The sequence below is a fragment of the Fulverythrobacter ferritrahens genome (genome assembly GCF_020539485.1).
GTDB classification, from domain to species: domain Bacteria; phylum Pseudomonadota; class Alphaproteobacteria; order Sphingomonadales; family Sphingomonadaceae; genus Andeanibacterium; species Andeanibacterium ferritrahens.
In genome coordinates this window covers 162,220-175,879 of the sequence record NZ_JACDXU010000001.1, presented here as the reverse complement: position 1 = coordinate 175,879, position 13,660 = coordinate 162,220, and the positions used below count along the sequence as shown (strand labels likewise).

The following is a 13,660-nucleotide window of genomic DNA, read 5'->3' as shown; positions in this document are numbered from 1 at the left end:
ATTGTTCAAACGGGAGAGAGCCTGCAGAAATAGTCGACGCCGACAGGATTTATGCACCGCCAGTTTCCGTTCTTGCTCAAAGCAAATCTGAGAGAAAGTCAGTGGAACGATGCTCTGACCTTTGTAATTGCCCGAAGGCCGGGCGCTAAGCGCCCGGCTCCTTCTTCTCATCGTCCAGCGGCGTGCGCAGGACGATCCGGCCATTGATCGGCACGACTTCCAGTTGAAGCGATAGTCCCTTGCGGTCGCGATGGAACCACGCGGCTCCGATGCGGGTCCAGAAGCCCTTGTCGCTCTTGTTGGCGACATGCCAGGCGAGGAAGTCCGGCGGATTGGTCTCCTGCGCGGGTGCGGTAGTGCTGCGTGCCATGATGATGTCCTTTCGTGTCTGGTGGCTCGTTGCACCAAACAGAAGGGCCGCACGGCTCAGGCCAGGATTCATGTCCAACACGGGTGAGCGGAGCGAACCGGCACGGGCCGGGCATTGAAGACTGACCGCGTGCGGCCAGTGAGGGTGCTCAATACGAGTCCAAGGCAACGAAGAGTTATCAGGCCCAGGCAGGCAAGCGCTTCACCTGCAGTTCCCCGCGGAAAAACGTGGCGAAGTCGAGCACGTTGTCATGGCGAACATACTCGGTGTCCTTCGACTTCTTGAGGGTTTCCGGCACGACAAGGTTGATGCCCATCGATGCCATGTCTTCGATCGCATTCGCCGCGATAGATTCATCGACCGTTGCGAGAAACAGGTCGCTGCCGCCCATTTCACGCTGGACTTGTTTCCAGCGCTCGCGAAGCGTGGTCTTCGCGCTCAGGATAAGCCCGCGCTGCGCACCTTCGTAAGGCTTCTTGAGATGGGCAAGCGATGGAAGCACAAAATCAGGTCGCTTCTTCGCGTCCATTACGACCTGCTTGGCGAAGGGAATGTTGCCCGCTTCAAGCATGGCCTCGATGTGGTGCTCGAACGAGTATCCGGCGCGTGACTTGCGCTGCTGGCTGGCCGAAAGCATCAGGCGGTCGACCGCGCCGGTTGCATCGACCAGACGCCGCACGACACCCTTCATGTCGATCTTGATCGGATCATCGCCGAGCACAATACGAACCAGTTCGACGCCGCGCTCCCGGCGCTGGAATTCGCGGAAGAGGTCCCACTCGATCTTGCGGCTGATCTCCCGGACTGCGTCGCCAGGAAACTCCAGCTCGAATGGATTGAGCGAAAGGAGCTTGTAGCGATCAAGAAAGTTCGCCCGCGCTAGCTGGGCGAGGTCGGCAGTCGCGGGCATTGTTGCCCGATTGTTTGCAAAACCTGCGATCTCGCCTACGAGCCAGGCCAGCGCCACTTCTTCTGCGAAGTCCAGTATCTCGTCACGTTCGCGCGCGATCGCAGCTGCCGGATCGAGGATTCCCACCGTGAAGGCGGCATCGATACCCAGTGTGTCGAGAAGGACGGTCGCGTCGTCAGAGGCGGAATCGATCGTCAGGCAAATGTAGCGCGGCTCGCCGCGCTTTTCTGCCGTCGACATGACGAGCCAGGAGGCAGGAGACAATTCGGCGAATGCCTCTTTGGGCACCCGCGTCATGTGGGTTTCGGTGCCCTTGCTAGTGTAATGCACCAGACGGGTCTTCCTTTCGATGCCGTACTGCGGCCAATCGGTCTGGAACCACGCTTCCCTTATTTCATCGGCCTCCGGGTGGTCCCGTTCTTTGGCGACAAGTGGCGGAAAGAACCCGCTGTCGCGCTGAGCTGGCGGCACGTAGACACCGCCCTGGTGCTTGTTGGTCAGCCGCGCCCAGTCGCGGTCGTTGTTGGATAACTTCTTGACGAAAAGCTTGCGCGACGTGCGCAGCAGCTCTGCAAGAACGCTACTTTCATCCTCTGCGAAAAGATCAAACTGTTCAGGCATCTGCGCTCCGTCCGGACGTGTTCTGTCCTTGGATCTCGATAGACGCCTGGTCCGATCGAAGCCAGTCCGCGAGCAGTCTCACGGGTTGCCCATCGGCTAAACGCGTCTTGCCCTTGAGGCTGCATTCCCAGACAGTCGCCTGACGCCAGCCAGCCTCGTTCAATGCCGCAGAATGCTTGCGATCATTCTCGCGGTTTCGGGTGATCTTGGCCTGCCAGAAGTCCTCGCGTGTCGAAGGCCACTTGAAGAGTTGGCAGTCGTGGCCATGCCAGAAACAGCCGTTTACGAAGATAACTGCCCGTCTCGCCGGGAAGACAAGGTCCGGCTTTCCAGGCAGCTTGCGGTCGTGAAGGCGATAGCGAAAGCCGAGTGCATGCAATCCGCGCCGGACGATGATTTCCGGCTTTGTATCCTTGCCCCTGATTCCGGCCATCATCCGGCTGCGGACAGCCGGTGAGACCACATCAGCCATGGGCGTAGACCGGTTCGCGAACTAGTTCGCTGATAGCGTCCTTAGCAGCAGGCTCGCCCACAATATGGGGCGCCATGATCCTGGCCACCGCGCGGACGACCGGCACCACTACGGCATTACCGAACTGGCGATAGGCTTGGGTGTCAGAAACGGGGATAATGAAGTCGCTGCCTTGCGGTTCGTCGAAACCCATGAGGCGCGCGCACTCGCGCGGGGTCAGCCTGCGGGGCCGGTTGCCAGGTTGCAGAACCAGGCATTCGGACCCGTCCTTGTGATAGCGCGCCGAGAGCGTACGCGAAACATCGCCGGGACCGAAGACCGAATAGCCGAAGCCATTGCCCTTCTTCGCGTGTTTCTCCTTGTACCCCTGCAAGTAGCCCCACAGATGCGCGCTCAGCGTATACTTGGCGTCTACATCTTCTTCCAGAATGTCGCCCAGCACGGGCTCCCGGCTCTCGGGCAATGCCAGGTCATCGAAGCTGAAATCAGTCTCTTCCCGGAATCCGACGATAAACACGCGCTCGCGCTTCTGCGGAACCCAAGGCGCGGAACTGATTACCCGGTACTGGACCTTGTAGCCGAGCTCCTGTGTGAGAACATGCATGATGGTGGCGAAAGTCCGGCCCCGGTCATGCCGCTCGAGATTTTTCACGTTCTCAAGCAGAAATGCCTTGGGCTGATGATGGGCGATGATCTTGGCGAGGTCGTAGAAAAGCGTCCCCTGCGTGTCGCACAGGAAACCGTGAGGTCGACCGAGCGCGTTCTTCTTCGAGACCCCGGCAATCGAGAATGGCTGGCAAGGAAAACCGGCCAACAAGACGTCATGCTCGGGAACCTTCCAGGGCTCGTCGGCATAGGGCCGGATGTCGCCAGCGAACTCGTGATCGAAAGGGTTGTCAGGATAGTTGGCGGCATAGGTCTTGCGAGACCAGCGGTCCCACTCGGCGGTGAATACACACTTTCCGCCAATCTCCTCGAACGGCTTCCGCAAACCCCCGATCCCGGCGAATAGATCGATGAAGCGGAATGCTGGCCTTTCGCGGTCCACAAAGTTCGCACGCGCAGCGGCTTGTGCCATACGGCGAACGAAATCCATCGCCAGCGGTGATGGATCTGTTCCGCGTGATCCAGGAGTCTCGTAGCGTCTGATCGTTCGTTCGGTCACGTGGAGCAGCTGTGCTGCCTCCTCGATCGACAATCCGGCGCATTCCCTCAGTCTGGTAAACTCGGTGCGGCGATCAAGCACAGGCATCTCCACTGGGTCTGGAAAGGACAAGATGTCCAATCCAGACCCAGTGATGAAACATTTGGAGAACATCCGCAAGAGTCCCGCGGAACAAATTTCCACAGGACACTTCCGGTCAGTACTCGCTGGCCAGCATGATGGTTAGCACCCGCCGTGTAACCGCAGGATTGGCCGGGTCCTCGCTGGCAAACTGCAATTTACGATCGTAGGCATCGATCTTCCAGAATACGGTTTCGGCAGACCGCGCCGGTCGCATGGTCGTCCAGCGACCTTCGATGTCCCGATAAATCGCGCCAAAATCGCGCTCGCCATACGGGTCGTTGTCCGGTGTGAATGCATCGAAAGTCTCTACCAGTTCGCGCACCCGCGACTGATCTTCATCAGACAAGGCCCGGAAGCCCTCGGTTGCAACGGCAACACAGGCCAGGCCCATCGCCTGCCGCGCCCGGTCATTGAGCCGGGCAATCCGCTCGCTGCGGGAAAGAGTGCCAGCAGTCATTGCACCGCCCTCCCGCCACGCTCACATACATCGACCAGCTCGCCGAAATCTTCTCTCTCGCCCAGCTCCTCGGCCAGACGCCGAACCGTCCCGAACGGCAAGCCGTTCTCGTTGGCCAGCATCCGCAACCAGTCCTCGCGGCACTCGGCCCCGCAAGACCGGTAGTTCAAGATTTGATCGTCCATCTGCCTACTCCTTCCGGCAAAGCCGCATCCGACACGCGGCATGCGGCCTGCCTTCCGGCGAGGATGGGAGGGGGAGGGAAAACCGGAATCGATGCCCTGGCGCGGGCCAGCGGGCGAAGCCCGCCACACGGGGGTGTCTACTTCCGGTTTCGGGAACGAGAGGGCAAAGCCTTTGGTGTTCCCTCAAGGGATCGCCCTGCGATCCACACAAAAATCGGCACCCTTGCAACGGCGCGAAGCCGACGGAAGTCCTGCGCGCGCGATCAGTGCGCCAGCGGGCCTCCGGCAATGAGAGAGGCAAGAGTGCCTGCGGGTTAGCTCAGGAATGCCGCGCCCTCAGGAGCGCAGAATGCGCGGGACAGAGCGCGTCCATCAGGAATTCCCGCTCCGCTTCCAATTGCTCCTGATCGTCACCCGGATGGGACGGGACTACAGGCCCGGTTCGCGCCAGCGGGTAGAGCAGGTTGCCCAACAGGGTAGCCTAGGCAGCTCTCAGCTCTCTTTCGGCCTGCTGCATTGCCAGTGCTGCGGTATCCGCCAAAAACTTGTCAATTTCAGATTCGCTCATGACCTCGAAAAGAATTCCTCCGCCGTTCCGGTTCAGAACTTTCATGAAATGGCGAAAGCTCGCCTCATCCGAAGTTACCCAGGGTTCTGCGGTCATGATCCGGATCAGGCCCTGTGCCAGTTGGGGCCTGCTTGTGGTCCGGGAGCGCTCGACGAAGTTACTCCGAATGTCAGCGCTCTTGAGGATAAGGTTCAGCGCGTTCTCGTGGTCACCAGCGCCGGCCGCAATCTTCGCCACCCGCGCATTCCACCAGAGACGGCCAATTGCATTGTCGTCCCTTATCGAAGTGAGCCCCGTTCCAAAGAAATGGTCGAGGACAGCCTTGTCGATTGCCTCTCCGGAAGCGCCTGAGAGCCACCGCGCCCGCGAGTATTCAAGGCCCTCTACATGGGTGAGCCTGGTCCAGATGCGGCCCTCGCGCGCTATGGCCGGAGTCATTCCGGGAAGCGCTTCGAAGACTTTCAGTGAATTCTGGACTTCGATCTCCGGCTTTGTCGAAGACATGTCGAGGTCGGCAATGGCCGCCCCATCGAGAGATACCGATGAAACCTCGATCGCCCATCCATTTCCAAGTTCGAGATCAAGAAAGTCGCCGGTTTCGTACCGGGTGCGATTGGCGGTCACCTGCGCCTGCAGGCTGTCCATGACATCTTGAGAGAGGAATTTGAGTTTGCTCACGCCTTGGCCTCCGCAATCGTTTCAAGCCGACTGACCGGCATTTCCAGCAGCGTCTGCGCGCTATCAAAGAGACTGCCGTTGTAATCGATGTTGGCAACCGTGCATTTCGCTGCAAACGGCTGTTTCCAGCGCCGGTTTTCGTGCGCGTCTGGGTTGTCCCGCAGCGTGTCGAGGACCTCCATCACGGCGGGCAAGTATACCGAACTCAGGACAGCTGCCTTGGCCGGTGAATGTCGTAGCCCGTTGATCATCTTGAATGTCTCCTCCCCGGCAATAATTGTGATCTTCTCGTCGTCCAGTTTCACACTGAGCTGACCTTCAGGCTGGGAGGGGGATGCGACAAGCGCAAAGATGCTCTCCATCGGCGCCAGCTTTGCCTGGCCGACGCTTAGGACCTGCTCATCGTCAAAGGCCAGAATATCTCCGGCAACCAGACTGAGTGGCAGTGTAAATTCCGGGTGCACATTGCCCGGCTCCCATTTCGGCAGCGGTTGTGAAAGCCAGATGACGGGGCGAACCGTTACGCGGTTCAACAGCGAGCCTTTCTCGAACTCCACCTTGCCCTCTGGCCAACCAAGTTCCCGGAGCTCGGAGTAGAATGTATCGCCGCACCGGACGAAAATCCCGACAGAGGCCTTGCCATTCTCGACAAGCTCACGGATCGATGTCTCGGTGAGATCGATGCTGTAGCGGATACTGACCTTGCCGGTCTCTATGATCTCCTCGACTTCGGTATCGAGCGCAAAACTCCCTTCGCTGAAGTCGCCGGTCTCGTCCGTCAGTACCGGGTGGGCGAAACGCATGTCATCGGAAAACTTCATGCTGCGGCCTCCTGCAATTCAGCAGTGGCGAACACTTCGACCGGTCCCGGATAGGGCGCGTCGAACGTTACCTCGAGGGAGATCCGCTCCCCTTCTGTCAGTTCAATTGCCACTGTTCCATTGTGTACAGCGCCGTTGCTGGTGGCAACGACAGGAAGCGGCTCTCCCGTGTTGAGTCCAGTAGCTTCGAGCTGCACCACAGCTGCCCCCGAGACGGTGGGCGTAAACCAGATGGTCCTTTTCAGCGCATCCGGGTGGCCGGAAGGTATCGCCGTCCTGAGACCCCGCAGCTTCAGTGGCGGCACCTTGCCCTGCGTGCCGCTTCCGCCGCTTCCGGCTCCCGGCCCTTTCTGGTCACCGGAGCGCTTCCCGCCCGTCTCACGTGTTTCCTTGTCTCCACCACCGCCATCATCGCCGGTGTTTTCCTGCGGTCGCAGCGCTCTTGTCTTGGTCTTGCGAGCCGGTTTGTACACGTACTTTTCGGGATCATTCTCGGCATCGGGGTCGGGCGGCGGCGTGCCGCTGGCATCCTCGGCAAAGAACCTTGCCAGTTCGTCGAGCGTGACCTCGTCGTCCTCCTCGATCGAAGCGGTCTGTTCAATCTGTCTGCGCAATTCCTTGATGAGCTGTTTCATAGCGCTTTCAGCAGCTTGCCGCTTCAGCGGATCGGAAAGACGGTTGGCTGAGAAGCTGTCATGCCGCGGATTCTCGATCGACTTCATGAGCTTGCTTGCGGCGTCGGCGACCGGCTCGACGAATGCTACGAATTCGCGCGTGCCGACAAACCTTTGAAGCTTGTCCCCGAACTGCTGAAGCTCTGAGGTGATCAACATTCCGTTGCGGACGATGCCAACACGCTTGGGGAGGCCATCGTCGACAAGAATACGGAAGCGCATCCTGCCTAGACCCTGAACCTCCTGTTCAATTTCCGTCGCATCGGGCGAGGTCAGACAGCGGAACAGGTCGCGCGAGAAATCGAGCTGGCTTTTCTGACCGTCCGCTTCGGCTGCCGAGATGATGCGAGGGTCGTCGAACATCGCCGCAACTGTATTGTGATTGAGCTTGATCTCGCCGTCGTTGATTTCGAACGCCATCCTGTCCCGGTGAAGCGCCGCGAAGAAGTTAGTCAGCAATGAGTAGGCGATAGACCAGGCCCAGCCGTCGTTCTGTCTGAAGCCCACACTGAAAATGCTTGTCCCGATCTCGTCGCGGCGCATCCAGTCCGGCACGTCTGCCGGATCTTCGACAGCGACATATCCATCCGGGTTTCCCCAGTAGCCGGTGGCTCGTCTCCTTTCACCGTTGCTATCGACATGGGAGACCATCCGGCACTTGCCTTGAGCCGCAAACCGCAACTCGTCTGCCTGATCGCGGTACGCTGTCGAATAGAGAACAGTCTGAAGATCGGAGATCGCGAACGAAGCGTTCTTGCCAATGCCGAATGAGCCCCCCGACGTCTCTGTCTTGTTGTTGCTAACACCTGCACCCTTCAGCAGCGAATGGAATGGAGTGCCTTCTTGACCCGAAGGTCCGGCAAGGCCCTTCGTATTGAAATCACTGATCCTGAGAATCTTGGTGGTCGGCTTTTCGAGCAGCTTCTTCGCCTGGGAGAAAAAGTCTTCGTCCTTTTCCTGCTTGGCATCGGCGAGGCATCTTTCGACTGTGTCGGTCAGGACAGCGATGCCCGGCAGCTCTGAAGTTGCCACGTCGAGCACGTCAAATTTCATCCTCACGGGAAAGTCGACAGCGGCGTCAGCACTGTTCTGCCCGGCTTCGCGGCCACAACTCGCATAAGGGTTGTCGCGAAAGGCTCGATCCCTGCGTCGCCGAGGCCTTCGCTCTCACCTGCCTGATTCGGCAAAAATTCCAGTACTGGTCCAGTCATGTCCGTTCCTTTTCGCCGCGTGATCAGAGCTTGAACAGGGATTCGCTGCCGCTTTCGGCATCCCCGAAGCGAGCCTTGGCAGTGTCGAGTTCCTTCTGAAGGGCCCGGAATATCTTCTTCACATCCTCGTCTGTCGAGAAATATGCCGATCTGTTAGAAAGATTTCCGATCAAGCGGATTTCCTTGAGGGCGCGGTTGACCCTCTGCTCCGCAAGTCTGACGAAATTTTCACGCTTCTTTTCCATATCGAATCTCCGTTTTGGCGATATGGGCAACATTTCCGACATATGCAACACATTTATGAAATGTTGGCGGCCTTGTGAGCTAAATTGTCCGGATTTCTCGGACCTTCTTTTGCACCTTTCCGAAGGATGTGCTGCCATCGATGATGGCACAGGTGCGCCGATGGCCTATCCCAGCCCGGCACCCATCGCCTTAGATTTTCCGGCGTCTGGCGTGCTCGCGGTCATGGCCGTCTGCTTCTCGCCTGCGCGTTCGTAGATCGCCCGGACGAGCTTCTCCTTGTCGTCGGTCACCACTATCGCCTCCGCTTTGGCGCGCGAAAGCGCGACATAGAGCATCTTCTGATCGACCAGATTGGTGGAGCGGCTGTCGGCGTGGATCAGGACCCGCTCGGCGGTCTGACCCTGGGCGGCGTGAGCGGTCTGAACATAAGCGTGGCGCAAATGGGCGTCGCGAGGATCGGAGAGATCGAGCGTCTGCTCGCGTCCGTTGGCGAGCTTCACCGCTGCCCGGCCACGGTCAGAATCGATGTTTGTGACGGTCCCGCCAACGCCATTGACCCGCCCCGCTTCCCGGTCGTTGCGGGTGAACTGCACGCGGTCGCCGGTGCGCAGCTCCCTTAGTTTCGGCTCGAATACCTCGGCTTTGCTCGCGCCCCACTGCCGGGGATGCCAGTCCAGCAACCGTCCATCGCGGCCTTCAAGGGCAATGCGCCCGCGCTCGGGATCGACTGCGGCAATGGCAAAGCTATCGCCCCGTCGCACGCCCTTGGCGGCATAGTCGCGGCTGAACTTGACGACATCGCCGATGGCATAGCTTGATGCCTCGCGCGCTTCGGCACGGGTCAGGCCTTTCGCTTCAAGAGCGAGGAAACGGACCGCATCCGCTGACAGTTCGCCGCGCTCGGTCAGCTTCGCGCGGATCATGCCGGTGAGCCGGTCGCGGCCTTCGCGCGATGGCTCGACCACCAGCGTTCGGGCACGCTCTGCTGGCGATAAGGCCAGATAATGCCTGGCCAATGCTCCAAGTCGCTCGTCCGGCGTTGCACCTTCGATCACCTTGCCGCCGCCACGTTCCAGTGCGGCCAGGGCCTTGCCTGCATGGCCTTCGATTGAGGCCATCACGGCTTCGCGGGTTTCGGCGTTGGTCTGCCGGACGACTTCGGCAAGCTTCGCGGTCGTCATGCCTGCCTGCTGCAACTGGGAGAAGGCTGCGCCAGCACCCACCGAACCCAGCTGCTTGACGTCGCCGACAAGAACGAGCCTGGCTCCGGCCTTGTCAGCGCGGGTCATGAGCTTTGCCATGACGTGGGCCGAGAGCATCGAGGCTTCGTCGACGATCCAGACGGCCTCCTTGCCTGCAGTCTTCGTCTGCGGTGCCAACAAATGCCGCGCTACCGTATCGCCTCGCAAACCGAGCGCTTCGCCGAGAACGGTTGCTGCCGATGCGGTCGGCGCGAGCGCAGTCACGGCCAATCCATGTCGTTTGGCCTCTCGCGCATAGGTAGCGAGCACCGTCGTTGTCTTCGCAGTCCCGGCATAGCCCTGGACGGCAGCTACGCGATCGCGCGAGGTGAGCAAGTCTGCGGTCGCCCGCTTCTGGTCTTCGGTCCAGGCATAGCCGGATCGTGCCGATTGCCGTGCAGCCCGCTCGATGGTTCGTGCTGCCGCCACCGGAGTGGCAAGCGATTGCGCCATGCCGCGCCCGGCTTCCTCAAGGCGCAGCATGGTTCGCTCGGTTGCGATAGCCTGCGGGGTGGTAAACCCGGCAAACTCCGCGCCGCGCCGGTCCAGGAAAGCGCGCGGGACAAGCTCGCCCCGTTCTCCGGCCTCGGCAATCGCTGCGCTGATTGTGCTGTGCCCGGCCTTGCCAAAGGCAAAGTCTCCGGCCTCGCGTGCCAGCGTGCTTGCCGAGAACACAGCCTCTCGCTCGGACAGCTTTGCAGCGGCCCAGGCTACCGCCTGCCGTGCCAGCAGATCGGGGCTGGCAGTAGCATCGCTGCTCTTGGCCCGCTCTCTCGCTTGACCGACCAACCTGTCTCGCGCTGCCTTGTCGAACCCGTTGTTGTCGGCAGTCGCCCGCCAGTCAGCGCGCAAGGTGCGATGATCGGCATGGCTCTTGGCTTCCCGCGTATCGAGCGCGGCGATCTGCTTTTCGGCAGCGCTCGCCTCCGCGCGGCTCGTGCCGCGCTCGGCAAGCCGGGCATCGATCGCTGCGGTGCGCTGGCTCAGTGCGTCGATGGCATTTTCTGGTACACCTGCGATCTCGAACAGCGAGTCTTTCCCGGCCTCGATCTTGTATCCCAGGGCGGAAACGCCGTGCGCCAGTTCCTGCCGGTAGATCGTGCCGATCTCCTTCTGGAGCTGGTAGAAGGCGCGCGGCTCCAGACTGCGCCAGCTACCATCCTTGTCCTGCGTGGCGTTGATGACGACGGCATGCGTGTGCAACTGAGGGTCCTGCGCCCGGCTCGTGGCATGGCGGAAGGTAGCGATAGCGAGATTGCCGGTCGCTTCGCGCCGGACCTCGCCGCCCTGTCTGATCCGGGTTGCCGCCATGTGCTTCTCGACATGGGCGAGCGCCACTTTCACAGCCGCGCCATGGGCCTTGATCAGCCGCTTGTCGCCCGCAACCTCGGCCATGATCGACACCGACTTGGGCGCGGAAAGGGTGATGTCCCAGCCTGGCCGGTGCTCGACCTTGCCATTACGCGTGGTGCCGAGCTGCTGTCCGGCAATCCTGCCTTCGAGTAGTTCGGCAAACTTCTCGCGATCCACCTCACCGGACAGGCCCAGTTTGTCCGCTGCTTCGCCTAACCATTCGGACGGAGCCATGCCGCCTTCGGCATAATAGTCGTCGGCTTCGTAATAGCTCGCGGCCTGACCGGCGCTCGACAGGGCCGAGACCGAAGCGACCATCACACCGGTCCCGGTTTTGCGTCGGACTCGGCACCTTTCGCGATCTCGCTAACCCGGCTCCACAGTGTGCCCGCCGGATCGCCTGGCACGTAACCAGGCTGGCGAGGCTCGCCATGCCGGGTGATGTGATCGGCAGTCAGGCCGATGCGCGCGACCGGCAGGCCATCAGGCAGGAGCAGATAGCCCTGGTGCGGTCTTAGCCGCAGTTCGCTTTCGAGCACGGCGGGGCGGAACTGGCGCTGGGTCGCGATGGTCGTGCGCGGCACCTCTCTGCCAATCGACAGCGTGTCGGTGGCAACGCGCAATTCCACCTCGCACTGGCCGATGGTCTCACTCGCCCATTTGCGGGTTTCCTGATCGACGGTTTGCAGGAACAGCTTGGTGTTGCAGCAGGCCAGCATGGCCTCGGCGATGTTGGCGCCGTAGCGATTACGCATCTGACCGAGGGCCTGAAAGGTGAGCACGATCGCCGCACCAAACTTGCGACCTTCGGGTAGCAGACGGGCAAGGTTCTCGACGCGCGGCAAATCTGCCAGCTCGTCGAGCACGAACCATATGCGGCGGTCTGGCGATGGCGACAGACCCAGCACCGCGCTTGCCGCGCATTCGAGCCAGCACGCCATGAGCGGCTTGGATGCTTCGAAGTAGTCTTCCTTGCGAGGGACGAAGATCCAGGGCTTTGCACCTTCGCACTCGTCCAGTTTGGCGATGAAGTCGCGGAAGGCGAAGCGGTCCTCTCCCTCATCTTCGACCTTCAGGAACTGGATCAGGTTCGCGGCCTTGGCGAGCATGAACAGCACGCTGCCGGTGGCGCGGTCGGCGTCATTGGCAAAGGTGCGGGCCGACGACGTGTGCCCCAGCCATTCCTTCAATTGCTCCTTGTCCTTGACCTGCAAGGCTTCGAGCAAGGCTTCGAGGCTGCAGTTCTTTTCCGCCCAGAGCGAGCGGATCATGTTGGCGACAAGAATACGGCTTGTTTCCAGCCAGACATCGTCATCCTGGCTGCTGGTTTCCGAGACCAGCTGGCGTGCAATCCGGTCGGCGTCGGCGGGATGCGATATCTCGTCGAAGGGCGTCCAGAATGCACAACGCGCGTCGAATGAATTGAGGATGATGTCCCCTCGCGCAGGGTTGTAATAGTGAGCGATGAACTCGCCCGATGTGTCATAGACCAGCGCCGCTTCGCCGCGCCTCTCGATGCCATCAAGCATCTGGCGAAGAGCAGTGGTCTTGCCGCTGCCGGTGGTGCCGAGAAAGGCAAAGTGCCGAGTCTCGATCCGGCGCGGAACGGGGACCGGCCCAATGCGCAGCGCGTCCCTGCCACAGAGCAATGTCGTCTGTGCGGCGACATCATCTTCATCCGCTACGCGGGTGCCGCCAATTACCCGGTCGGCGAGCGTATCCTTGCCCTGTTCGGACATGGTTCGCTGGAGCACCCAGACCGTGAAGAAGCCTATCACAAGGCCGGTGATTGCACCGCCAGCTATCACTTTGACGACCTGCCAGAAGGTATCGGTGAAGAGCGGTTCAGAGGCGAACCAGGCCGCGGAAACGGTCCAGCGCTGGCCTTCCATCGCAATGTTCATCTTGATGTCACTGCCTGTCAGCGAGCCCAGCAAGGTCAGCACATTGGCCCATGCGTACTGCAATGCGGTCGTTATCGCGGGGCCGTGCAGCAGGAACTGCGGGGCGATGATTGCTCCGGTCGCTGCTGCACCAAGAGTGATCGTGGAAAAGAAGCGAAAACGTTGCTGCCATTGCGCCATGCGCACACGCCACAAGGCATGGGCGCGGGTGACAAAATCGATGTTCGAATTCATGGCTCGATCTCCAGGGCAAGCGAGCGCTGGCGCTCGAATGCGGCGCGCGCTTCGGCTGCAATTGTCTCGTCGGATTTCTTGGTCCCCAGCGCCGCGTGGCGGGTGTAGGCGTAGGCCGCACAGGCCGTGAACAGGGTGCGATCGAGCACCCGTTCGGCCTCTGCCATGCGCTCAGATATCGACCCGATCTCGCGCGCCAGTTCGGCAAGATCGGTCTCCTTGTCGGTGCCGTGGAGCATGGCGAGAAAGCCTGCTTCCACGACCCGCGCCAGCATGGCGTAATCGCTCAGGCCCTTCCGCCTGGCGAAGTCAGCCAGCACCCGATATTGCGACGGACTGAGGCGCACCGTCTGCGCACGCGCGCTCATCGCTTCGCTCCGGTGGCGATGCTATCCGCCATCGCGAAGAATGGCGGAATTGCGAGGGT

General features: G+C 60.8%; 13 protein-coding genes. All 13 read right to left on the bottom strand.

Translation table 11 applies throughout. The features are described 5' to 3' along the window. Positions 1 to 145 precede the first annotated feature (145 nt). The 13 genes from H0274_RS00790 to H0274_RS00730 all read right to left on the bottom strand — a co-directional run bounded on the left by H0274_RS00790 (position 146) and on the right by H0274_RS00730 (position 13,601). Positions 146 to 370: a hypothetical protein gene (locus H0274_RS00790; RefSeq protein ID WP_226792209.1), complete on the bottom strand. Its 225-nt coding sequence runs from the start codon at positions 368 to 370 to the stop codon at positions 146 to 148. A 178-nt stretch (positions 371 to 548) separates the two neighbouring features. Continuing rightward, a complete protein-coding gene (locus H0274_RS00785; RefSeq protein WP_226792207.1) occupies positions 549 to 1,901 on the bottom strand; it encodes a type II restriction endonuclease in 1,353 nt (450 codons plus the stop codon). Beyond that, positions 1,894 to 2,373: a very short patch repair endonuclease gene (locus H0274_RS00780; protein WP_226792205.1), complete on the bottom strand. Its 480-nt coding sequence runs from the start codon at positions 2,371 to 2,373 to the stop codon at positions 1,894 to 1,896. Before H0274_RS00780 ends, H0274_RS00785 begins: the two co-directional genes overlap by 8 nt. Then, the gene (dcm, locus tag H0274_RS00775; RefSeq protein WP_226792203.1) at positions 2,366 to 3,619 is read right to left on the bottom strand and encodes a DNA (cytosine-5-)-methyltransferase; all 1,254 of its coding nucleotides are present in this window, start codon (positions 3,617 to 3,619) and stop codon (positions 2,366 to 2,368) included. Before dcm ends, H0274_RS00780 begins: the two co-directional genes overlap by 8 nt. 115 nt (positions 3,620 to 3,734) lie before the next feature. Next, entirely contained in the window at positions 3,735 to 4,118 is a 384-nt protein-coding gene (locus tag H0274_RS00770; RefSeq protein ID WP_226792201.1) for a DUF3768 domain-containing protein, read from the bottom strand. Next, the gene (locus tag H0274_RS00765) at positions 4,115 to 4,303 is read right to left on the bottom strand and encodes a hypothetical protein (protein ID WP_226792199.1); all 189 of its coding nucleotides are present in this window, start codon (positions 4,301 to 4,303) and stop codon (positions 4,115 to 4,117) included. Before H0274_RS00765 ends, H0274_RS00770 begins: the two co-directional genes overlap by 4 nt. Positions 4,304 to 4,784: 481 nt before the next feature. Beyond that, on the bottom strand, positions 4,785 to 5,549 hold the full coding sequence (locus tag H0274_RS00760; RefSeq protein ID WP_226792197.1) for a DUF6339 family protein: 765 nt from the start codon (positions 5,547 to 5,549) through the stop codon (positions 4,785 to 4,787). Next, positions 5,546 to 6,370 carry a hypothetical protein gene (locus tag H0274_RS00755; protein ID WP_226792195.1) on the bottom strand — a complete coding sequence of 275 codons (825 nt, stop codon included), beginning with the start codon at positions 6,368 to 6,370 and terminating at the stop codon, positions 5,546 to 5,548. Before H0274_RS00755 ends, H0274_RS00760 begins: the two co-directional genes overlap by 4 nt. Continuing rightward, positions 6,367 to 8,097: a hypothetical protein gene (locus H0274_RS00750; RefSeq protein ID WP_226792193.1), complete on the bottom strand. Its 1,731-nt coding sequence runs from the start codon at positions 8,095 to 8,097 to the stop codon at positions 6,367 to 6,369. The genes H0274_RS00755 and H0274_RS00750 overlap by 4 nt, the downstream gene beginning before the upstream one ends. Before the next feature lie 181 nt (positions 8,098 to 8,278). Next, entirely contained in the window at positions 8,279 to 8,500 is a 222-nt protein-coding gene (locus tag H0274_RS00745) for a hypothetical protein (RefSeq protein ID WP_226792191.1), read from the bottom strand. A 165-nt stretch (positions 8,501 to 8,665) separates the two neighbouring features. Next, positions 8,666 to 11,413 carry a MobF family relaxase gene (gene mobF / locus H0274_RS00740; protein ID WP_226792189.1) on the bottom strand — a complete coding sequence of 916 codons (2,748 nt, stop codon included), beginning with the start codon at positions 11,411 to 11,413 and terminating at the stop codon, positions 8,666 to 8,668. Continuing rightward, on the bottom strand, positions 11,413 to 13,233 hold the full coding sequence (locus tag H0274_RS00735; RefSeq protein WP_226792187.1) for a type IV secretion system DNA-binding domain-containing protein: 1,821 nt from the start codon (positions 13,231 to 13,233) through the stop codon (positions 11,413 to 11,415). The genes mobF and H0274_RS00735 overlap by 1 nt, the downstream gene beginning before the upstream one ends. Continuing rightward, a complete protein-coding gene (locus H0274_RS00730) occupies positions 13,230 to 13,601 on the bottom strand; it encodes a hypothetical protein (RefSeq protein WP_226792185.1) in 372 nt (123 codons plus the stop codon). Before H0274_RS00730 ends, H0274_RS00735 begins: the two co-directional genes overlap by 4 nt. Between the last annotated feature and the right edge of the window lie 59 nt (positions 13,602 to 13,660).